Raw genomic sequence first — 22,571 nt, 5'->3', positions numbered from 1 at the left:
AACTAGTATGGTAAACGTTTTCCGTTGAAAAATCAATCATTTCATTTAAAAAAATAAATTATATGACAAACGTTTGACATATTTTTAAGATATGCTAAAATAAATTTGCATTTAAGTGAACCGTTTTCACGTAAAAATAAAAAAGGAGTGATTCGAATGAATTACAGTAAAGTAGCTTCCGACGTAATACAAGCGGTCGGAAAAGATAACCTTATTGCAACTGCACACTGCGCTACACGTCTTCGTCTCGTACTAAAAGATGACACGAAAGTGAATCAAAAAGCTTTAGACGAAAATCCAGATGTGAAAGGCACATTTAAAATTGATGGACAATATCAAGTGATTATAGGTGCAGGTGATGTTAATTTCGTTTATGACGAACTTATCAAAAAAACTGGACTTTCAGAAATTTCAACAGATGATTTAAAACAAATTGCTAGTAAAGATAAAAAATTCAACCCCATTATGGCATTAATTAAATTATTATCAGATATTTTTGTTCCAATTATACCTGCCCTTGTTGCAGGTGGTTTATTAATGGCATTACAAAACTTTTTAACAGCTGCTGGACTTTTTGGACCAAAATCAATTGAAGAAATGTATCCTGCGATTGAAGGTATTTCCTCAATGATCCAACTGATGTCCGCTGCACCATTTATGTTTTTGCCTATTCTAGTTGGTATTTCCGCTGCTAAACGTTTTGGAGCCAACCAGTTCCTTGGTGCTGCAATTGGAATGATTATGACAACACCACAACTTGGTGGTTCTATGGAATATTGGAATATTTTTGGTTATCATGTCTCACAAACTAACTATGCTTATCAAGTCATTCCTGTGTTAGCAGCTGTTTGGCTATTATCAATACTGGAAAAGTTTTTTCACAAAAAACTTCCATCATCCGTTGACTTTACATTTACCCCCTTATTATCTGTAATCATTACCGGCTTTCTAACCTTCACAGTCATCGGCCCTGTCATGTTATTGCTTTCTAACGGGATTACAGATGCGATCGTTTGGCTATATAATGCAACCGGATTTATTGGAATGGGTATTTTTGGTGGAACTTACTCGTTAATCGTTATGACCGGTCTTCATCAATCATTTCCTGCAATTGAAACGCAGTTACTTTCAGCATGGACTAATGGTATTGGACATGGAGACTTTATATTTGTAGTTGCTTCTATGGCGAACGTTGCCCAAGGTGCTGCAACATTTGCTATCTGGTTCTTGACTAAAAATGCTAAAACAAAAAGTCTTGCTTCCTCTGCAGGAGTATCAGCTCTTCTTGGAATTACTGAACCAGCTCTGTTTGGTGTCAATTTAAAATATCGTTTCCCGTTTTTCTGTGCTTTAATTGGTTCCGGAGTTGCCGCTGCAGTAGCAGGTCTACTGAAAGTAGTTGCTGTATCACTTGGTTCAGCAGGTTTTCTTGGATTTCTTTCAATTAATGCAACCTCTATCCCATTTTATTTACTATGTGAATTAATTAGCTTTGCGATTGCTTTTGCAATTACTTACTTTTATGGAAAAACAAAAGCTTCAGGCATCTTTGCAGCAGAAGCTCTTACGGATCAAACAGTGACGAATCATTCAGAAAACACCCAACAATCCACAGTTACTTCTGGCGAACCTACTAAAACAAATCATTCTTCAGAAACAATCGTTAGTCCCCTTGCAGGTGAAGTGATTGGACTTGATTCAGTAAATGATCCAGTATTTTCTTCAGAGACTATGGGAAAAGGTATTGCGATTAAACCAACTGGGGACACTGTTTATTCTCCAGTAGACGGTACTATTCAAGTTACATTTGAGACTGGACATGCTTACGGTCTTAAATCGAATGATGGCGCTGAAATACTGATTCATATTGGTATTGACACCGTATCGATGGGCGGTAAAGGATTTATACAAAAAGTTACTGCTAATCAAAAAGTAAAAAAAGGAGATATCCTTGGAACGTTTGATCGTACGCTAATTAAAGAAGCAGGACTTGATGATACAACAATGGTTATTGTGACAAATACCGCAGATTATTCAAAAGTGACACCACTTATTAAAGGAACAGTTACCGCTACTACTGATTTACTTGAAGTTGACTAATGGAATAGTCAATAGTACTGATTATTCTTTCTAACCAAAACATCAATAAACGGATAATTTAAAGGGCTATGCGCGATCTGATGTATGTATTAACTGGAATAATAGCGATTTTTCAAAAGAAAATAACAAATAAACGAGTTAAATTCTTTAAAAATCTGAACAATAAATTGGTTAAATGCATAACTGCCCATGAAATCATCTTTAACTATAAGGAGAAATGTTTTATGCTATACGGTGCAATTGAAGCAGGAGGAACAAAATTTGTCTGTGCAGTTGGTAATGCACAATTAGAGGTTATTGAGAGAGTGAGTTTTGAAACTTTGAATCCAGGAGAAACAATGCCACAAGTTGTTTCTTTTTTCAAAAAATATGAAACAGAATTGTCCAGCATTGCTGTTGGTTCTTTCGGACCTATTGATATCCATCCTGAATCGAAAACATATGGATATATAACCTCAACACCTAAAATACCGTGGAGAAATTTCGATTTTATTGGTTATCTAAAAAGAAATTTTGAGAAAATTCCTTTTTATTGGACAACTGATGTCAATGCTGCAGCTTATGGAGAATATATAGCTGGACATGGTCAAGGCCATTCATTAGTTGTTTATTATACAGTTGGCACAGGTATAGGTGGTGGTGCACTGCAAAATGGAAGATTTATCGAGGGATTCAGTCATCCGGAAATGGGACATATGATTGTACGTAATCACCCTGACGATCACTTTAAGGGTAACTGCCCTTATCATCAAAATTGTTTAGAAGGTATGGCAGCAGGACCTGCTATCGAAAAGAGAATAGGAATTAAAGGTCAAGATTTAAAGGAAGATCATCCTTTTTGGGACATGGAAGCTTTTTACATTGCCCAATGCATTCATAATACTACAATGATGTTTTCACCGGATATTATCATTCTAGGTGGCGGTGTAATGAAACAAGTACACTTACAAGAGAAAATTCATCGTGAATTTTCAAAACTTAATCAGAATTATGTTGCTCATCCGAAAATAGAAGAATATATTGTTTTTCCAAAATTAGGAGATCAAGCTGGAATTATCGGTTGTTTAGGGCTAGCCCAAAAAATAGCTTCTAATTAAACAATGATAGAGTTTTGATAGTAGTTTGACAGAAATCTCCAGCTCTGATAAATAGTTTAAGCAAATCATCTATCCAATATCTCCAATTGTGAATACAATATGGCACTTGCACAGCCATTTGGTATGGTCTAAACGATGTACTTTATTAGGTATTCCTTAGCCCTTCTCACAGCAGTTGGTTTTATCTTTCACTCGATTTGTGAGTTTAACTAGTTCTAATGATAATAACAGAAAAAGATCAATCAATGTTGTAAACATTGATTGATCTTTTTGTCTCATTTCAGTTTTTTTAAAATGAACACTCAAAAATTTTATTTTTCTGAATCATCAGTAGTCGTTTCTTCGACTTCTTCTTTCAAAGCATCACCTAAAAGATCACCCATTGTGAAACCAGTATTTTCTTCTGGTAATTCATAAGTTTCAACATCTTTTGGTTCTTCTTCCGATGCTGGTTTTTCTTCTAAAGCCTTGATGCTAAGGGCAATACGATGTTCTTCAGGATGTACTTCTAAAACTTTTACTTGCACTTCATCCCCTTCATGAAGTACTTCATGAGGTGTAGCGATGTGCTTGTGGGAGATTTGAGAAATATGAACCAGACCTTCTACCCCTGGGAATACTTCTACAAATGCACCAAAGCTTGTCAAACGTTTCACTTTTCCATCTAAAACTGAACCAACAGTGGCTTTTTCTTCAATATCAGTCCAAGGCCCAGGCAACGTGTCTTTAATTGAAAGAGAAACACGTTCTTGTTCAGGATTAATCGAAAGAACTTTTACTTTTACTTCATCCCCAACTGCTAAAGCATCACTAGGCTTCGCCACATGGCTATGTGAGATCTCAGAAACATGGACCAATCCATCAATTCCACCTAAATCAACGAAAGCACCAAAATCAGTAATACGAGCTACTCGTCCGTCGATAACGTCTCCCTCGTGAATATTGGCTAGAATTTCTTTTTTCTTTTCTTCTTTTTCCGTTTCCACAACTGCTTTGTGTGAAAGAATTAAACGGTTTTCTGAAGGTTCGATCTCAACGATCTTGAACGCCAATGTTTGACCTTTGTATTCTGAAAAATCAGCAACAAAATGATCTTCCACCATTGAAGCTGGTACAAAACCACGAACACCTACATCAACGACTAAGCCGCCTTTTACGACATTCGTCACAGGTGCTTCGATGATATTACCTGCTTGGAAATCTTTTTCGATATCTTCCCAAACTTTTTTGGCATCCAAACGGCGTTTTGAAAGCAAATAGCTACCGTTTTCTTTATCTTTTCCGATAGTACTGATAACTACAAGATCTAGAGTATCTCCTACTTTTACTACCTCGTTGATATCTTCAACAGGTGAAGTAGACAATTCTTTAGCAGGAACGACGCCTTCAACTCCGGCACCTTCGATTCCTACCACAACTTGTTTATCTTCGATTACTAAAACTTCGCCGGATACAACGTCTCCAACGTTTACTTCTTGGACGCTATTCATTGCATCTTCCATTGATTGACTGTTTTCTGTTTGATTTTGTTCAAATTCTGTCATAACATTTGTCCTCCTAACCAACATTCTGCCGTAACAACGGTACTAATTTTAGTTTAATTGATTATTAAAAAAAAATAAAGCGATTTCGTTTGGTTTACCCTAAAAATCCTGAGTTTTTCCCTTTTTACAAAAGATAGCCTTTTTCTGTGACCACTTTTTTGATGGATTGGACAACTTCCGTAATCGATTTTCCAGTAGTGTCGATTCGAATGGCATCATCCGCTTGTCTTAAAGGGGATACTTTTCTTGTAGAATCATAATGATCTCTCTCTTGGATTTCCTTCGTAAGAGTTTCCAACTCTGTTGGTATCCCTTTTTCAATATTTTCTTTATAGCGTCTTTGTGCCCGTTCTGTTACACTTGCTACTAAAAATATTTTCACTTCTGCCTGAGGTAAAACAGAAGTACCAATATCTCGGCCGTCCATTACAACCCCACCATGTTCACCAATTTTACGTTGGATCGAAACCAGTGCTTCACGTACTTTTTGATGAGCAGAAACTTCAGAAACTGCCTTGGTCACATCTGGCTGACGAATTTCTGTAGTTACATCTTGGTCTGCCACCAAAACGTGTTGACCGTCTGTCTCTTGGATAAAAGAGATTGGATAGGCTTGGATCAGCTTTACGAGTTGCTCTTCATCTCCAAAAGGTACTTGGTGTTTTATCGCTAGATACGTAATGGCACGATACATGGCGCCTGTATCGGTATAAATATAGTTGTATTCTTTTGCCAAAATTTTTGCAACAGTACTTTTACCTGACGAAGCAGGTCCATCTATTGCAATACTGATTTGTGTCATGCTATAACTCCCTTTTCAAAAAAAAAGCCGCAGATCGCGGCTAAGATTATTTAACTTTTAATTGTTGTCCAGGATAAATCATATAATTATTTGGATCTAAACCATTTAATGCAAATAATTGATCAATAGTGATCCCGGCACGTTCAGCTACTTGTTTAGGTCCGTCACCTGGTTGAACAGTCACTGTTGATCCATCTGCAGCAGCCGAAGAGGATGGTGTTGTCGCTTCTTCTACCGTGCTAGTTGGTTGTGTTTCTTGTTGGTAAGTAGACGTTGTCGAAGGCGTTGTTTCCTCTGGTACAGTAGTACTTTGTGGTGTACTTGCTACTACTGATTCTGTCTGAGTAGTGCTTTCAGGCTCCGTACTTGATTCTTTTGTTGATGATACTTCTGATGAGGTCGTACTTTCCACTACAGAAGACGTTGTTGTAGTTGATGATGCACTTGAAGCATTGGAAGACCCATTTCTAATCCAGAAGTAAGCTCCCGCTGGAATTGCAATACACAATACTAATAATACTAAGAAGAGAGACAAAAACAGCGTGTTGCCTTTCTTTTGTTGTCGTTGAGAACTTCTTGAAGAAAATTCGTCTTCAGTGTCATAAATCGGTTGTTCCCATGGCTCTTGTGTTTCATTATTTTCTGATGAATGATGTCTATCTTTTCTGCTCACCTTATTAACCTCCTAATTTCTATCGTGAATATTATACCATAGCCAGAACGCGATTGTCTTATAAATTTTCTATCCAATGTTTTTTTAAAATAAATTTAGTAAAATATCTTGCCACTGTTTTAGCTCTACAGATGGGCTGACTTCTCTATTTTCCTGACTCGTAAGGACCGCTCCATCAATATCACAACATTTTTCTGGTTTTTTTATCAGTTTCTCCCCAAAGTATTCAAGAATCAGCGCTCTTCGACAAGTCTTTGTATTGACATAATGAAGCATTTGTTGTAGTCGATATTCCTTTTCTTTTTCTTGACGTTTTAGCCGATTTAACCACTCTTGCGGATTGCTCGTTTGTGCAATTATTTCTAACCATTTTTGTTGAATCTCATCGAATTGTTCTTGTTCATTGCTATGATATTGCAGATAAATTTCAAAACTTTGTCGTTGTTCTCTAGAAAGTTGATTAAAAAAATAATGAATGCGTTCGTCATTTTCTTTGTATAAAAGAATCGCTTCACTCGCCTGTTGGTCTCTTCCCGCACGCCCGATTTCTTGAACATAATTTTCTAAACTATCTGGTAAATCGTAATGGACAACATAACGGATATCTGGCTTATCGATGCCCATACCAAAAGCATTCGTCGCAATCAAAAATTGAAGTTTATTTTGACTAAATTGTTGTTGCAACTGTCGCCTTTGTGATGCCTCTAATCCACCATGATAATAGCCGATAGTAAAACGTGAGCGAAATAGCTGATACAAACGCTCTACCTCTTTCTTTGTCGCACAATAAATAATCATCGAGCCTTTTGCTTGTTTCATCAGGTCCTCTAGATCAGCTTCTTTTTGGGAAGTCTTTTTGACATATAAAGCAATATTTTGTCGATTAACCGAATGGATAATTCGAACTGGCACTTCTTGAAACAAGACAGTTTCAATATCATGTTGCACGGCTGTAGTAGCGGTTGCTGTCAAGGCAAGCGTTACTGGAGAGCCTAATTTCTGAGCAATTTCTCCTAGTTGTTGGTATTCCGGACGGAAATCTACCCCCCACTGAGAAACGCAATGCACCTCATCGATCACATATAACCCAATTTTTTGTTTTTGTAATTGTTCCATCACATCTTTTTGCGTCAACATTTCTGGACTTAAAAATAAAAATTTATAATCGGACAAATGATTTAACACATAATATCGTTCCGTTCTAGATAGTAAACTATTGAAAGCAACAACTCGCTTTTCTCCTTGTTTCTGTAGTTGCATCACCTGATCCTCCATCAATGAAAGCAAAGGTGAAACAATGATAACTATTCCTTCACGCAGATAACCGGTCAGTTGGTAGCATAGGCTTTTTCCATTTCCTGTCGGTAACACTGCGAGGACATCTTGGTCATTCAATAAAGACTGGATGATTTCTTCTTGTCCTGAACGAAACGAAGTAAATCCAAAACGTTTTTGTAGTTCATCCTTCAGCGACATTCTTCAGTTCCCCTTTCAATACACCAATTTGATAAAAACGAAACTCTCCATAGTCTAGTGGTGCGACTTCATTTAATTCTCGATAATTCCATTCTTTGATGTTCGATAGTTGACTTAGTCGCTTAAATGTCTGCTTGGTGATCATTTTTTGATAAGGAAAATCAGTTAAATAAAGTTGCCATTCGATCAAATGATCGGTTACTGTTCCTCTTTTTAAATGACGTATCTTCATTACTTCATCAATTGAGCATCCAGATAAAATCAGTTTTCTCGTCGTTAACATACTTTGATTGAAGTTTTGCATAAGTAGTGGTGAAACCAATTGAAAAAGCAACGAATCTTTTTTTTCTTCGATTGTTTTTAGCAGCAGGTGTACTTGCTTTGCTTCATACAATTCACGTTGCACTTCATTGGTTATTTCTGTTAATTGATAAGTTAATAGACCAGGTGACTGGATACCTGAAAATTGATTGGCCAGAAAGTTAGCCGATTCAGATGTCATCGTTGAAAAGATTTCACTCAGTTCTTGGCTTAATTTTTTTGCTAAGGTTTGTCGATCTAGTTGTGTGTCAGCTAACCATTTTTTTACTTGGATAGTATAATAGGGACTAGTTTCAATCGGTAAGTATTCCTTTTTATTATTTACCAGATGAGAGACAACTTGAACAGCAAACTTGATCAACCGCCAACAATTCTCAGCGGTTCTTCCATAACGATCATAATGGAGCCCTTCTAGATCAATTATTTCTTCTGCTAAAGCTTTTTCACCTAAATGAGTGATCATCACGCCATCTTCTAGCTGAATAAGGAACTTTTGGTCAACTAATTGGTCAATGATACGTGTAAATTCTTCTTGATTCATTTTAGGAAAACTACCATGTATAAATAATAAATGGTTTAAAAAACTATAAATCAATACCGAACTCGTTCGTTTTCCTGTGATAACTTGGTATAAGGAGCTGATCCTTAACTTGTTTCTTGTTGAAAATAAAGCTAAAATAAATGAAGTCATATTACTCCCCTTAAGAATAGGATGGTCAAAATGTCATTACTATGTAAATTAGTACCTGAGCGCTGTATCGCTTGTGGTCTTTGTCAAATCGAAGCCCCAGATATCTTTGATTATGATGAAGAAGGAATCGTTTTATTTGCCCAAGAACCAGAAGCTCATCAGCAATTTGTTTCTCAAACTGACGAGGAAGCCGTCAGAAAAGCTTATCAAAAATGTCCAGTAAGAGCTATTTTATTAGAGAAATCATGAAAACTAGTTAACCAAATGAATATAGATCAATGTAAGTGTTTCTAACAATGATGATTTGAAAAGTAGGCAGTTGACCTGGAAATGGTGTCTGAACAAATTTCTTTCTATGTTCAAGTGAAAGTTTGAGTTGATTTATCTCTAGTCTATTTATATAAAGATTGTGACTTATGTAGCTCTTCGGCAAAGTTTCTGATAAATGGACTTCTGAACTGCCTTAGATAAAGTCATGAAAGAAGCGGGAAGCTACGATAACAATAAGCTTGAATTTTTTTTAACAGTTTCTCATGTTTAAAAAAATTCAAGCTTTTTTCAAAGAGCTGATGCACACTTTTTACTCATTTTTAAAGTGAGCTGTAAGATTTAGATCTGGAACTCTATTCTCCTAACCAATTGATTAACGTATTGGTAATCGCTGTTTGTTGGTCTTCGTTTGTAATCTTAGCTTTACCGTCTCCCTTTTGTTCCCCATAGCTGCCAAATCCGCCATGATTTCCTCCATTAATCGAAACATATTCTGTTTGCTCAGGTAAATATTCTTTAGCTGATTCATAGGCTTTTTGATTCAAGACTTTATCATTAGACGCAGTCAGGCTTAATACAGGTAACGTCGTTTTCGCCAATGTACCTTTTTCATCAGGATAGCTTGCTAAGAAAAAGATTCCTTTTAAGTGTTTGTCAGAAGAATGCTGATTAGCATAGCGACTCGCCATGACGCCCCCCAATGAGTGTCCACCAATCACATAATTTCGATTTGAAAAGTCTTCTTTGATCTTATCTGCCTTATTCCCACTAAGTATGGCTAAGTCAAGAGGCATCTTAGCGATTGCTACGGAGTACCCACTTTTTGCTAATTGTTCAGCCCAGACACTATAACTAGCTGGTTCAACCAAAGCACCTGGATAAAAAATAACCAGTGGTTTTTGACTTTTTTCTTTCGTCTCAAAAAATAAATAATCTTTTTTATCCTTTCCATTTTGGGCTATTTGACTTGCTTGACTAGATGGTTCATAGGTATTTTGTTGTAAATAGTAGTACCCAGCGCCTCCTGCTAGCCCCAAAAAAATAATTATACCAATTAATACTCGCTTAAATATCTTCACATCTCTCACCTATTCTCCTTTTATCGTACCTATTGATCGATTATAAATTCACACTAAATAAAATACGAATACATTGCAACTCTTTTTTCTTGAAAAAGAATAAATTTGTTTAGCCAGTGGCACTAAATGCGATCTTTCTTAGACCTGACTCTTCCCCTCAACAAGACCCACTATAACAAAAAAAAAGGCTGATGAATGTACATTGACCTTCATCAGCCTTTAACAGTAAGAGAGCAGTTTCGTTCTCTATTGAACTAAAGTGTATTTAGTTGAGCATTCCAAATGATTATTTTCCACACAAACGGTAAACAGCTTCTGCATAGATTTCCATTGCTTTGTACATGCTGCTTAGTTCCCAACGTTCATTTGCCTGATGCATAAAATCAGGGGTATCTGGGAACATTGCACCAAATGCTACACATTGGTTCATCGTCCGCGCAAAAGTTGCACCGCCAGATACAAATGGTTCAGTCATATCACCAGTAATATCACGGTAAGTTCCTAAAAGATTTTTGATCAATTCACTGTCTAATGGAACATAAAGGGAATCTAAGAAGTCAAATTCTTCATAAGTCAAGTCATACTTTTTAGCAGTTTCTGTTAGTTTTTCTACGAGTTCATCTTTTTTGAAAGTTACTGGGATACGCATGTCGACCCCGATTTTAGTTTGTTCAGGAGTGATTTCCAGACTAGCAAAGTTCATTGTCAATTCGCCAGATTGTTCATCCACCGTTTTTCCTACCACGTTTTCACCAGTAGCATTTTCTTGAACTAATTGACCTAAGAAGTTGATTGGAGCAAAATCAAATACTTCAGAAAGAGCAATCGCTAAACGAGAGATTGCATTGACACCTTCTGCTGCATCTTTGGCATGGATACTTTTTCCAAGAACGACAATTGATTCTCCTTGATCTTCAAAGTCAAATCCATGTTTTTTCAATGCTTCTTTGACTTCAGCTAATTTTTCACCAGCATAAGGAGCTGCATCTGGAACGACATTCAGTGCGCCACCAGCTTTAACTGAAAATTCAGATGTTCCCGGTCCAGTTAGGTAAGCTTGTAGTAATCCTTTTTCAGCATAAATCAATGGAAACTCTGCATCTGGTGCGAATCCTTGCGTAATACCTTCTTCTTTTTCGTTGTATTTATCTAAACAACGCCACAAGTTTTCTTCATCGGTTCCAAAAATAAATCGGATACGTGTATTAAATTCAACGCCTGCATCCATCAACGCTTTGACAGCATACATTGCAGCGATAGAAGGTCCCTTGTCATCTTGTGATCCTCGTCCAATCAACCAACCATCTTTGACAGTTGGTTCAAATGGTTTAGAATCCCAATTGTTTTCATCGCCAGCTGGAACGACATCCATATGACACAAGATACCAAATAGCTCATCGCCAGATCCGACTTCCGCATAACCATAATATCCTTCTGGATCTTTAAATGTCTTAAATCCTAGATTTTCACTGATTTCTAACACTTTATCCAATGCTTCGATCACTTTTGTCCCAAAAGGATGCCCTTCACCAGTATCTGATTCGTCCAGAACTGAAGGGATTCGAATCAATTCATTTAAAGATTCCAATGCTTGTTCATGATGTTGTTTTGTTACAAATTGTTTCATGTTACTAGCCTCCTAATATAATAAAAAGGTTATGTCAAAACAACAGACACAACCTCTTTTTTCAAACAATAAATAGTTGAGCTTGGATCTTGTCCATTCACATCAAGTAAAAAACCATGTACACTCTAAGTCAACGGTTTTGTCTACTTTGTTATAACATTGCCGCTACACCTAAGATAACACAAATGGCTACAAATAGGATAGCAATCAATTTTCCTGTGAATTTCCACCAAACGGAAATATCAAAACGAGCGATCGCAACAGCCCCCATAACGATTGCTGATGTTGGTGTGATCAAGTTGACCAAACCAGATGCTGATTGATAAGCAGTGATAACTAAATCTTTACCAACGCCTGCAAATTCACCCATTGGTCCCATGATTCCCATAGTAGCTGCTGCTAGTCCAGAAGTTGATGGGATCAAGAATGACATAGGGATATAGAAGATAAACGTTAAGATCAAGAAGACACTAGATGACAATGAACTTAATCCTTGTTCACCCCAATGTAAGATCGTATCAGTAATTAAACCATTATTCATCACAACTTGGATACCACGTGCAACAGCTACCACGATCGCAACACCGATCAAATCTGAAGCTCCTGCTAAGAATTCAGAAATAAAGACTGATTCTTTCATTCCGTAAGTGATTGCCACTACAATAGCCATCACTAAGAACAACATGGTAATTTCTGGGAAATACCATTCTCCTAAAGGAAGCATGTTTTTACCTAAAACAGTTCCGACTACAGGTAACCCTGTTAACCAGTTAGTTAATGATTCAAAAATCGTAAAGTTTTTATTCAATGTTGTCCAAGGAATCAAACTAATGATCATAATACCAAAGGTAATGAAAAATAGGATATTTACATGTTTTTGTCTTTTAGTAATTGATTCTTGACGACCAATTGAATCGATATCAAAATGTTTGATGTCTTCTTCACGTTGTTTATATACAAGTGATTTCGTTGGGTCTTTTTCCACTTTAGATGCGTAACGGTAGACATAAGCAATTGAGATAGCCAATAGTACCACGAACATCAAGAAACGTAACCCGATTCCTTCACCCATTGAGATACCAACTGCTTGAGAAGCGACCCCAGTAGCAAATGGATTAACGGTTGAAGCTAAACAACCAACTTGTGACCCTACTAAAACGATAGCTACTGCAACAACTGTATCAAACCCAACAGCCATCATAACAGGAATCAATAAAGCATAGAACGGAATAGTTTCTTCCGCCATACCATAAGTTGAACCACCTAATGCAAATAAGATCATCAACACAGGGATCAACATTTTTTCTTTTCCTTTAAAGCGTTTTACAACGGAAGCAATCCCTGCATCCAAAGCACCAGTTTTATTGATAATACCTAAGAAACCACCCACAACTAAAATAAAGAATGAAATTGGAATAGCAGCCGGTGTTTCTTTCGTTAATTCCCCAGCAGGTACACCTAGCATCCCATTAATCGGTGCCATAAAGATATCCCATAGCCCCTGAGGATTTTGCTCTACTCGTTCATATGATCCAGCAATGATGTTGCCTGCATCATTGACACTATAATGTCCAGCTGGTATGAACCAAGTTAGTACAGCGATAATCGCAATAATAATAAATAAGACCGTATACGCTGAAGGCATTTGAAATTGTTTCTTCTTTGTTTGTTCCATGTTCTTCTCCCTTTCTTGTAACATTAGAATCTTATAAGAGTGATTCCATCAGTTATTTTATCAAAAAGAATACGATAACCAAAACAATAACCTATTGATTTGGCAAATTTTATTCAAAAATCCTGCTTTCACTCCTTTCTCTATAAAATTTAAGGTAAAGCTTTTTCAATACAATTGTAGCGTTTTCCTCTTCCATTATAACAAAACTATTTATCATTCAAAAAGTGATTAATTTCACATTTTGAATCATAAAATACATTTTTATGCATAAACAAAAGAAATACTCAAACACCGTTTATAAAACGCTTACGCAACGTAGGTTAATGAATTTTTTTTCATTAAAATTTCCGATATTTTTTTATTTCCTTGAATTCTTTTTAGAAAAAACAATTTTTATTTTCTCATCCCTTTTTTTTCTAATCGTTGGACTACTTTTTCAGAAATACTAGTACTTACAAAAACGGCTCCATAACTTTTTATATTGTAAAAGTTATGGAGCCTTGACTGATTTTTTTAATGATAAAATAATTAAGAAAGTGGCATCAATTCATGCTTCCCTCTGAAAATGGATAAACGAGCATGAGCTGCTGTACTATTTATTTGTTGTTCGTCACTGTATGTCTTTGTGCCAACTGGTGTTGTTTCCGACTTAACCATGGCAATAATTTTGCGTGTAAAACCAAAAAGGCAGCACTGACGATAAATCCTTTAATGATATTAAATGGGACGATTCCGATCAGGACATAATTAGCTAACGGCATCCCTAACATTTGATTAGCATTTAAACCTAAAAACATAAGGTACAATGGGGTAATCACAAAATAGTTTGCGACACTCATGAAGATCGTCATTGCGATCGTACCAGAAATCACACCTAAAAACTTATTTTTTCCTACTTGAGTCTTCTTACGGAAGAAGTAGAAAATAGGTAAGGTAAAGATAGCTGTTGCTAAAAAGCTGGCTGTATCTCCTACCAAATTATCTGGTGAAAAGCCGGTAGTGATCAAGTGTAAGATCGATCGTAAGAAAGCTGTAACCAATCCAGCAACTGGACCAAATAAAAACATACTGATCAGTACTGGGATATCACTAAAATCGATCTTTAAAAAACTAAAGGCTGGCATGATCGGAAATGCGATATATTGCAAAACCAATCCGATCGCAGCAAATAATGCCACAGCGACCATTTTTTGTACACGGGTGTTCTTCATTTGAAATCCTCCTGTTAGGACTCCTCTTCAGCGAACTTTTCGACGAACTTTTTGCAAATAAAAAAACTCTCCAATAACAGGGAGAGTTAGAGTTATTTGGCAAAAAACTACGTCAAATAAGCTCTATCTTCTTTATCCAGACTATACTGTCGGTATCGGAATTTCACCGATTCAGCTACTTAGGTAAAGTAGGTCGTGGACTATAACCACCGGTCGGGAATTTCACCCTGCCCCTGAAGACGAACCATTTATAATTTTGTTTACCTTTACATTATACATCGCTTGAGAAAAAATGCAATCATTTATTCTTATAATAAGTAAGTAATCATTTTGATTGATTCAATAAACTGCTGACTTCTTTTTTGTTCAACTCACGATAGTCGCCAGGGCGTAAGCCTTGAAGCGTCAAATCGCCGTATTTTTCTCGTTTTAATTTTTGAACAGGTAAGCCAACTGCTTGAAGCATATTTTTTACTTGATGATTTCTACCTTCATGGATAGTCAATTCAACGATACTATGATTTGTCTTAGGATCCACAGATAATATTTGGTAACGTGCTGGTGAAGTTCGTTTCCCTTCGATTTTTATCCCTTTCGTCAAGGGAGATAACATTGTTTTAGTAGCAATCCCTTTGACTTTCGCCACATATACTTTGTCTACTTCATGTTTCGGGTGGGTCAAACGTTGCGCAAAATCACCGTCATTAGTCAAGAGCAGTATACCCGAAGTATCATAATCTAATCGTCCTACTGGATAAATTCGTTCTTTCACCATTGGAAGCAAATCAGTTACGACTTTTCGCCCCTTGTCATCAGCAACAGCGGAAATCACGCCTTTTGGTTTATATAGTAAATAGTACCCGTATTCTTCTTGATAAATCGGCACTTCATCTACTTCGATCAAATCACGTTTGCTAACTTTTACTCCGAGTTCTTTTACTGCTTTGCCGTTGACTTTTACTCGTCCAGCCAAAATATATTCTTCCGCTTTACGTCTGGAAGTGATCCCTGCATGCGCAATTACTTTTTGTAGTCTTTCCATTATATCTGTTCTCCTTCATCCATTTCATCAAAGAATAAGTCGAGTGAAGACTCTTCGTTTAATGAATGCTCCATTGCTTGTATATCTGGTAAGTCTTTTAATGAGTTGAGACCAAAATAATCTAAAAAATAAGGAGTCGTCCCATACAAAATAGGTCGTCCAGGTCCTTCCACGCGTCCTTTTTCTTCAATCAACTGATGAGCAGCTAGCCGTTGAATGGCACCTGAGACTTGAACCCCACGAATTTGTTCGATTTCTACTCTGGTAATCGGTTGTTTATATGCAATGATCGCCAACGTTTCGACAGCTGCTTGTGAGAGAGTATTAGACGTCCCTTGGGCATAGCGTTTCAACAATGGCGCTAACTCTTTTTTGGTTGTTAAAACGACATGTGCCTCTGTTTCCAAAATATGCAAAGCACTAGCTGGATCATTTTCATATCTTGTTTTTAATTCCGTTAATAAAGCCACTGTCTCTTCTTTCGTAATAGTTAACAGATAGCTGATTTCTTCTAACCCGATTCCTTCCTCGCCAACAATAAATAAAATGGCTTCAAGTTCACTTAATTTTGTCATCTTTGGTATCTCCTACTGCTAGATAAAGCATAATTGTTTCATAATTTCCTTCTTGTTGCGCAACGATCTGACCATTTTTCATCATTTCTAATAAAGCCATAAATGTAGTGACTACTTCTGTTTTCGAAGGCGTTTCAAAAAAAGACTCAAAAGAGCATCCCTTATGATGTTGCTTAAGACGCTCTTCAATAAAGATGATACGTTCTTCAATTGTTGTATCATCAGGAGTAATCGTTTTTTCAACTTTCTCTGAGAATTTCTTTCGCTCTAAGATTTTTTCCATCGCATGAAATAAATCAATCTTTTTGACTTGTCCACGTTTCAATGGTTTCTCTTGTCCAATGAGATCGTCTACTGCAACTGGTTCTTTCGTATAATATAAGCTTCTCTCTTGGGCTTTTTCGGTTAACTGCTCTGCAGCATACTTATACTTTCGATATTCCAATAATTGATTGACTAATTCGTCACGCGGGTCCTCTTCCCAATACTCATCTTCAATGATTGCTTCTTGAACAGGTAACAAAGTTTTGCTTTTGATCGCCATCAACGTGGCAGCCATCACTAGATATTCTCCAGCAACAGCAAGTTCAAGAGTTTTCATCGTATGGATATAACTCATGTATTGCTCAGTGATCGTTGCAATCGGGATATCATAAATATCGATCTCCATTTGCTGGATCAAATGAAGGAGTAAATCTAAGGGTCCTTCAAATATATCTAATTTGATATTGATTTCTGTCACCATATTCACTCTTTCTTCTTGTTTCGATCGACCCATTTTGCGAGATATGGACGGGTAATCTCTGTTGGTCGTATGGAAAAGTCTGGGTATTTTTCTTGAAGTTCATCAAGCATTTGAAAGCCCATCTGATCTCCCCGATAAGATGGATTCAATGAAACATCGTGAATAATCAATTCCTGATTTTCACCCCAATAAACACCAATGATTCCTTGAATATTCGTTGAACCTTCTGGTGTGAAGAAAAAAAGTTCATATCCTTCTTCTGTTTCATAGGTATTGATTTCTTTGAGTAAATTCGATTTATCCGTTAGTTTCTTATGAAAACTTAACAGTCCCATAGCAATTTTACGATTTTCTTTTCGGTAATGTGTTAACATTTTTTCACCTTCCTATGACTAAGCCCTTGGAAAATGCTGCTTATAAACATCCGTCATTCTTTTCTTTGTGATATGTGTATAAATTTGTGTTGTTGAGATATCAGCATGTCCTAACAATTCCTGTACCGTTCGAAGATCTGCACCATTTTCCAGCAAATGTGTCGCAAAACTATGCCTTAAAGTATGAGGGGTCACCTCTTTATTGATTCCTGCTTCACGCACTAATTGTTTAAGGTTTTTCCAGATACCTTGCCGTGATAACCCTGTACCATGATGATTGACAAATACATGCGTTTCAGAAGGATTCGCTACAAGGAGGGGGCGTGCTTCGTCTAGATACCGCTCCAACCATTGGATCGCATAATCACCTAGAGGTATGATCCGTTCTTTGTCCCCTTTACCAAGTGTTTGGACCAAGCCGAGCGACAAGTGAAGATCACTTAGCTTTAAACCAACGAGTTCACTGACACGCATACCTGTTGCATACATGACTTCTAGAATTGCTCGATCTCTGATCCCTAGATTTTTGGTTGTATCAGGTGTTTCGATCAATCGTTCAACCTCAGTCAAGGATAAGGTGCTAGGTAACTTTTGAACCTTTTTAGGCGTATCAATGTGTTGCATGGGGTCATGATCAGTCAATCGTTCTTGACGTAAGAATTGATGAAATCTTCTCAAGCTAGTAATCATTCTGGTCACGGTTGCTGGAGCTTTCTTTTCATCATGCATCTTTTCCAGATAATTGATCACGACGTAGCGATCGACATCTTGCCAGGAAGTGATTTGCTCATCTTCTAAATAGTGAAGATACTGTAACAAATCTCGTTCATAACTTTTTCTCGTATTTAATGACAAGCCACGTTCAATCGTCAAATAGTGGAGATAATCATTAATTTCTTCATTCATAATAATCCACCTCGTGCTCTTCTATCATATCAGATACCCTTCATTTTCGATAGTCTATTTTACAGCTAGGCAAAGAAAAAGCCGTCTAGCAATCAGACGGTTTTGCTTTCTTTTTCTTTAGTGTAACATTTTTGACAAATACCATGAAATGTTAAGCGATGATCTTTTACCAAAAAGTGATACCGTTGCTCCACAATTTCTTCCACTTCACACAATAAATCTTCTTCAACCTCTTCAATCGTGCCACATCGTAAACACAATAAATGATGATGGAAATGTTTTGCTCCTTCTTTTCTCAAGTCATAGCGAGCAACACCATCATTGAAGCTGACTTTATCAATGACTTTCAAATCGGTCAAAATCTCTAACGTCCGATAGACAGTAGCTAACCCAATTTCTGGACTCTTTTTTTTCACTAGAAAAAAGACTTCTTCTGCCGATAAATGTTCTTTCTCATTTTCTAAAAGTACTTGTAAAGTTGCTTCTCTTTGTGGGGTTAATTTGAACCCCGACTCGTGTAATTGTTGTTTCGTTTTTTTCATTACTGACATCGCATTCATAACCATGTATTCAACCCCGACAATTTATAATAATTATAATCAAACAAAAGGAATCTCTTTCTAAATTAAAATAATTATAAGCTAGTTAAGATAAACATGCAAGGTATTCTCAATTAGATTTTCTAATTCGTTTCGTTACCCCTGCTTCTTGTTTGACTAGTCCTTGTTTTAATAGATTGCCGATTGCTCGTTTAAAAGCTCCCTTGCTTATACCAAAAGTTTTCATGATATCTTCCGGATCAGATTTGTCAGTAAAATGGATTTGCTCATCTGCTGATCGTTCAATGATCGTTAAAATCATTTGTGCATCATCAGAGATTGCTTCATATGCTCTTGGTTTTAATGAAAGATTCAATACTCCATCAGGTCTCACACCAATTACTCGTCCTTTGACTTGTTCACCTAAGCGCGGCTCATTATAGCGTTCTGATGGGTGGATAAATCCGATATAATAATCATCTGTTAAGACGTACGTTCCGGTAATTTTCAAGCGGTAAGCAACACCTGTAATGTCTTTATTTTTGATTTCTTCTGTTCCACGTTTACTCAATGATTTAAAAATCTTTTCATCGGCTAAACTACCCCAAATTCGGTCTTTGCTATCGACTCTTAAAGCAACCATTAAACGATCGCCTTTTTTAGGCCAAAGTTCTGTCATCGTTGGTAGTTCATCTAATGAGACTACAAAATCTTTGTCGGGTAATCCAATATCGACGAATACTCCTAAATCTTTTCGTGAAGCAGTCACTGTACCAAAAGCATAATGACCAATTCGACTTTTAGGAATCAACGTAGTAAAACGATTTTCATGTTTTTGATTTTGATAACCAAACCCTTCGACTGCTTCACCGATACGATAGGTCCCTTCGGTTTTACTTAATCCAAAAGTTTGTCCATTTTTCTGGACAAAGTAATTTTTTTCATTTTCATCAATTACCATTCCGGTAAATATTGTTGCCAATAATTCATTCATCTTATTTCTCCTTATTTATAAAAGATTCAGCCATCTTTTCTTAGCTATCATAACATAATGTTCCCATGATTAGTAGTTGGTTTGGTCTTAGTCGTCGCAAAAAAAATCAGATATCGTGTATCTGATCCTATATGGTCATCCACTTAGTTCCATACGATCTACGATATCTGAGTAGTATTTGATCATTGTCTATCTAGCAGATTAATGGCTGCCATTTCCGCCAAACCAGCCTGTTTTACAATTGATCGTCACAATATAAAATGGTAATGCACTTTCACCGATTCCACGCATCAAATTAGATTGGGTTGAAGTAGCATAAAGATTATAATAACCTTCACCATTTTCGATTCTCGCTTTTTCTAGTTTATATCCACCTGCCACAATGTAGCCTCGTTGAATACAAGTAGCAATAACACTTTGTTGGACTCCTGGTGCCCAATTCCATGCTGGATTAAATGCATCAGCCACATCACTTTGTCGAGTTGACATGATGGGTTGATTGGCTGAATTAGTCTTATTGGTCGTTGAACTAGATTTTGCTTGTTGTGCAGCCAGAGCTGCAGCTTGTTTGGCTGCTTCAGCTGCTTTTTTTGCTTCTTCAGCTTTTTTCGCTTCTTCTTTTGCTTGTGCTTCTTTCTGCTCTTTCGCAGTCAAGGTTTCATCTACTTTTTTTAGTTGATCTTTTAAAGCGACAGCTAGCTCTTCATTTTTGATTTGCTCTACAGCATTTTTTGCTTCGTCATACTGCTCTCTGTTCGCACTGTCTATGACTTGATTATCATGATAGACAACGTTCACTTTATCTTTAGCCGTCTGCAATTGTTTGTATTGATCCTCTGCTTCGGTTTGCGCTTGCTTGATCAGACGTCCAAAAGCAGTTTCATTTGTAGTCATTGGTTGAATGGCTTGATCTTCTTTTAGTTTGGGATCAGCTGCTAAATGATCATCGTCAATCACTACCGAAGTAAATAACTGGTTGACACGTTGAATATCTTTGATTTTGGTTTGGATATCCTGGAATGTTTTTTCTAATTCAGGATATTCTTTCTCTTTTTTTACGTCATTCAGATCAGTCTTTAGTTTAGCTAAGTCTTGATTGATCATTGAAGTACGGATAAACTGGTGAGACGGATCTGTATAAAAAGCGTTCAAGGCAGTTTGTAGCTCTGCCACCTTTTGTTTTTGTCTTTCTTCTTGTGCAGCGATTTGCGCCTGAACATCTTGCTGATGGTCATAATAAGCCCAACCACCGACTCCGAGCAAGACGATTGCTGCTAAAGCCAGATACGGTCCTTTTTTCGATCTTTTTCGTTTCCCCTCATCAGACTTAGCTGATGTAACTGGTTCTTTTTGTTCCGTTTCTGTCCTTTGATCGATTTCATTTGATAATTCTGTTTTTTCTATAGCTTCTGGTTTTGAAGAATCTTTCTTACGAATTTCTTCTTTTGGTTCTTCTTCTTTTACCGATTCTTCTTTCGATATTTCTTCTTTTGCTGTTTCTTTTTTCGATATTTCTTCTTTTAGAACTTCTCCGTTTGATTGATTCTCTTGTAATGGAGCTGCTTTCGGAATATCTTTTTCTGAAACTTCAGGTTTCAAATTTTCGTTTAATGCTTCGTCCTCATGGGTTGAGTTTTTATCGACATCTTCCGCACTCGCTTTTTCTTCGACTTCTTTTTTTCCTATCAAAAGATTTTCTGACGACGATTGGACGTGAGTCGATTTTGAAGCGGGCACTGGTTCTTCAGTTTGTTCCTTAGAAGAAAGCAATTGATTTTCTTCTAAAGTTTGGGTTACCGTTAAGCGTTCATTATTTTTTTCTGTTGCTGTTTCAAACGTTTCTTCTTGATCAATCACTTGATGGTCAGTTGGCTGAACAACGCTATCGTTCGTATCAACTGGTTCCTTTTCTTTCGTTTCACGTTCGTTAGTTACTGGCACTATACTTTCTTGTTTTGAATCAGTCTCTTTGGCATTTTTAGCTGCGAGTTCCTCTTGGATCATTCGCATCAATTCTTCTGCATGTTCTTCTGTTGTATCTTCTCTATGAGCTTTGATATAAGCAGATAAAATCGAATTTTCTTTTTCATGATCAACAAATTCTTTTAATTCAGCTACTCTTTTTTGTTGTTCTGCTTCGATTTCATCCGTCAATTCATCGCCCTTAGCCTGTTTTTTCAAATCAGTTCCTTCTTCGCTTGTTGACGGCTTTTTGTTTGCCTTTTTAGTGACTACATCTTCAGCATCATTAGTTTCTGCTAGATTCGTTTCTTCAGATGATTCTTCTTTAAACAAGGCCATGACCGATTCTAATGGTAACTCTGTTAATTCTGACCATTCGATTGGATCATTTAATTCCGTGTCAGGAAAATGTTCTTCTGAAGAATCTATTGGTAATTGACTATTGTTCTTTTCTTCATTCGTGTGTTGGTCTTGCTCTTTTATTTGGTAACCACAATCAGGACAAATCAACTTTCCTTTGATTTTCTTTGATCCACACGTTGGGCATTTTTTTATCACTGAGCGATCGGCTCCTTTTGTTAGGTTTACGCTACCATTTAATCTACCATATTCTGAAAGTTTCGCCAAGAGTCTATTTTGATCAAACGGATATCAAATAGTATAACTCGTAAAAATAAAACAAATAATTTACAAAAAGTTTCTTATAATTACGCATAGTTACGCAATTATTTATGTTTTCATCATCATAACGTTAATAGCGCATCAATTATTTATTATGATCAGGTTCAAGCTTTTGACTCAGCCATTGACTAAAAAAGTAGCACGAGATCATCTATTCTGATCCCGTGCTACTTTGTTTTCAGTAAAG

At 36.7% G+C, this 22,571-nt stretch carries 20 protein-coding genes and 1 riboswitch; of the genes, 3 read left to right on the top strand and 17 right to left on the bottom strand.

What is annotated here, in order from left to right; translation table 11 throughout:
* The first annotated feature begins 156 nt into the window (after positions 1 to 156).
* Positions 157 to 2,100, top strand: a complete 1,944-nt coding sequence (locus IGK91_RS04695) for a sucrose-specific PTS transporter subunit IIBC (protein WP_010737354.1) — start codon at positions 157 to 159, stop codon at positions 2,098 to 2,100.
* Between the two features lie 224 nt (positions 2,101 to 2,324).
* A complete protein-coding gene (locus IGK91_RS04690) occupies positions 2,325 to 3,197 on the top strand; it encodes an ROK family protein (RefSeq protein WP_010737353.1) in 873 nt (290 codons plus the stop codon).
* Positions 3,198 to 3,508: 311 nt separating this feature from the next.
* On the opposite strand, the gene rpsA is transcribed toward IGK91_RS04690, so the two are convergent.
* The 5 genes from rpsA to IGK91_RS04665 all read right to left on the bottom strand — a co-directional run bounded on the left by rpsA (position 3,509) and on the right by IGK91_RS04665 (position 8,704).
* Positions 3,509 to 4,741 (bottom strand): 30S ribosomal protein S1, encoded by a 1,233-nt coding sequence (rpsA, locus tag IGK91_RS04685; RefSeq protein ID WP_081122878.1) that lies wholly within the window; start codon positions 4,739 to 4,741, stop codon positions 3,509 to 3,511.
* A gap of 124 nt (positions 4,742 to 4,865) precedes the next feature.
* A complete protein-coding gene (gene cmk / locus IGK91_RS04680; protein WP_010719569.1) occupies positions 4,866 to 5,543 on the bottom strand; it encodes a (d)CMP kinase in 678 nt (225 codons plus the stop codon).
* Positions 5,544 to 5,589: 46 nt separating this feature from the next.
* Positions 5,590 to 6,216: an SAG1386/EF1546 family surface-associated protein gene (locus tag IGK91_RS04675; RefSeq protein ID WP_081122879.1), complete on the bottom strand. Its 627-nt coding sequence runs from the start codon at positions 6,214 to 6,216 to the stop codon at positions 5,590 to 5,592.
* A gap of 84 nt (positions 6,217 to 6,300) precedes the next feature.
* Positions 6,301 to 7,692, bottom strand: a complete 1,392-nt coding sequence (locus IGK91_RS04670) for a RecQ family ATP-dependent DNA helicase (protein ID WP_113803538.1) — start codon at positions 7,690 to 7,692, stop codon at positions 6,301 to 6,303.
* Positions 7,676 to 8,704, bottom strand: a complete 1,029-nt coding sequence (locus tag IGK91_RS04665; protein ID WP_010737350.1) for a helix-turn-helix domain-containing protein — start codon at positions 8,702 to 8,704, stop codon at positions 7,676 to 7,678. The genes IGK91_RS04670 and IGK91_RS04665 overlap by 17 nt, the downstream gene beginning before the upstream one ends.
* A 30-nt stretch (positions 8,705 to 8,734) precedes the next feature.
* Between IGK91_RS04665 and IGK91_RS04660 the strand changes: the two genes are divergently transcribed.
* Positions 8,735 to 8,953 carry a ferredoxin gene (locus IGK91_RS04660; protein WP_010719573.1) on the top strand — a complete coding sequence of 73 codons (219 nt, stop codon included), beginning with the start codon at positions 8,735 to 8,737 and terminating at the stop codon, positions 8,951 to 8,953.
* Between the two features lie 374 nt (positions 8,954 to 9,327).
* On the opposite strand, the gene IGK91_RS04655 is transcribed toward IGK91_RS04660, so the two are convergent.
* The 12 genes from IGK91_RS04655 to IGK91_RS04600 all read right to left on the bottom strand — a co-directional run bounded on the left by IGK91_RS04655 (position 9,328) and on the right by IGK91_RS04600 (position 22,261).
* Positions 9,328 to 10,053 carry an alpha/beta hydrolase gene (locus tag IGK91_RS04655; RefSeq protein WP_025480478.1) on the bottom strand — a complete coding sequence of 242 codons (726 nt, stop codon included), beginning with the start codon at positions 10,051 to 10,053 and terminating at the stop codon, positions 9,328 to 9,330.
* 286 nt (positions 10,054 to 10,339) lie between these two features.
* Complete coding sequence (locus IGK91_RS04650) at positions 10,340 to 11,680, bottom strand: M20 family metallopeptidase (protein ID WP_034867515.1); 1,341 nt, start codon at positions 11,678 to 11,680, stop codon at positions 10,340 to 10,342.
* A 151-nt stretch (positions 11,681 to 11,831) separates the two neighbouring features.
* Complete coding sequence (locus tag IGK91_RS04645) at positions 11,832 to 13,355, bottom strand: YfcC family protein (protein ID WP_010719576.1); 1,524 nt, start codon at positions 13,353 to 13,355, stop codon at positions 11,832 to 11,834.
* Between the two features lie 596 nt (positions 13,356 to 13,951).
* Positions 13,952 to 14,566: an ECF transporter S component gene (locus IGK91_RS04640; RefSeq protein WP_010737347.1), complete on the bottom strand. Its 615-nt coding sequence runs from the start codon at positions 14,564 to 14,566 to the stop codon at positions 13,952 to 13,954.
* Between the two features lie 121 nt (positions 14,567 to 14,687).
* A riboswitch (FMN riboswitch) is annotated at positions 14,688 to 14,811 on the bottom strand.
* A gap of 80 nt (positions 14,812 to 14,891) precedes the next feature.
* Complete coding sequence (locus IGK91_RS04635) at positions 14,892 to 15,608, bottom strand: pseudouridine synthase (RefSeq protein WP_113803537.1); 717 nt, start codon at positions 15,606 to 15,608, stop codon at positions 14,892 to 14,894.
* On the bottom strand, positions 15,608 to 16,183 hold the full coding sequence (gene scpB, locus IGK91_RS04630; RefSeq protein WP_010719579.1) for an SMC-Scp complex subunit ScpB: 576 nt from the start codon (positions 16,181 to 16,183) through the stop codon (positions 15,608 to 15,610). The genes IGK91_RS04635 and scpB overlap by 1 nt, the downstream gene beginning before the upstream one ends.
* Positions 16,167 to 16,934 carry a segregation/condensation protein A gene (locus IGK91_RS04625; protein ID WP_277749450.1) on the bottom strand — a complete coding sequence of 256 codons (768 nt, stop codon included), beginning with the start codon at positions 16,932 to 16,934 and terminating at the stop codon, positions 16,167 to 16,169. Before IGK91_RS04625 ends, scpB begins: the two co-directional genes overlap by 17 nt.
* Positions 16,931 to 17,302 (bottom strand): hypothetical protein, encoded by a 372-nt coding sequence (locus tag IGK91_RS04620; protein WP_010719581.1) that lies wholly within the window; start codon positions 17,300 to 17,302, stop codon positions 16,931 to 16,933. Before IGK91_RS04620 ends, IGK91_RS04625 begins: the two co-directional genes overlap by 4 nt.
* Positions 17,303 to 17,320: 18 nt before the next feature.
* Positions 17,321 to 18,208, bottom strand: a complete 888-nt coding sequence (gene xerD / locus IGK91_RS04615; RefSeq protein ID WP_010719582.1) for a site-specific tyrosine recombinase XerD — start codon at positions 18,206 to 18,208, stop codon at positions 17,321 to 17,323.
* Between the two features lie 92 nt (positions 18,209 to 18,300).
* Positions 18,301 to 18,774 (bottom strand): Fur family transcriptional regulator, encoded by a 474-nt coding sequence (locus IGK91_RS04610; protein ID WP_010719583.1) that lies wholly within the window; start codon positions 18,772 to 18,774, stop codon positions 18,301 to 18,303.
* 103 nt (positions 18,775 to 18,877) lie between these two features.
* Complete coding sequence (locus IGK91_RS04605) at positions 18,878 to 19,741, bottom strand: CvfB family protein (RefSeq protein WP_010737345.1); 864 nt, start codon at positions 19,739 to 19,741, stop codon at positions 18,878 to 18,880.
* A 201-nt stretch (positions 19,742 to 19,942) separates the two neighbouring features.
* Entirely contained in the window at positions 19,943 to 22,261 is a 2,319-nt protein-coding gene (locus IGK91_RS04600; RefSeq protein WP_181934233.1) for a cell division site-positioning protein MapZ family protein, read from the bottom strand.
* Positions 22,262 to 22,571: the final 310 nt, after the last annotated feature.

Source organism: Enterococcus sp. DIV1208, assembly GCF_050530455.1.
GTDB lineage: Bacteria > Bacillota > Bacilli > Lactobacillales > Enterococcaceae > Enterococcus_B > Enterococcus_B hirae.
This window is presented reverse-complemented; position numbering and strand designations above follow the sequence as displayed.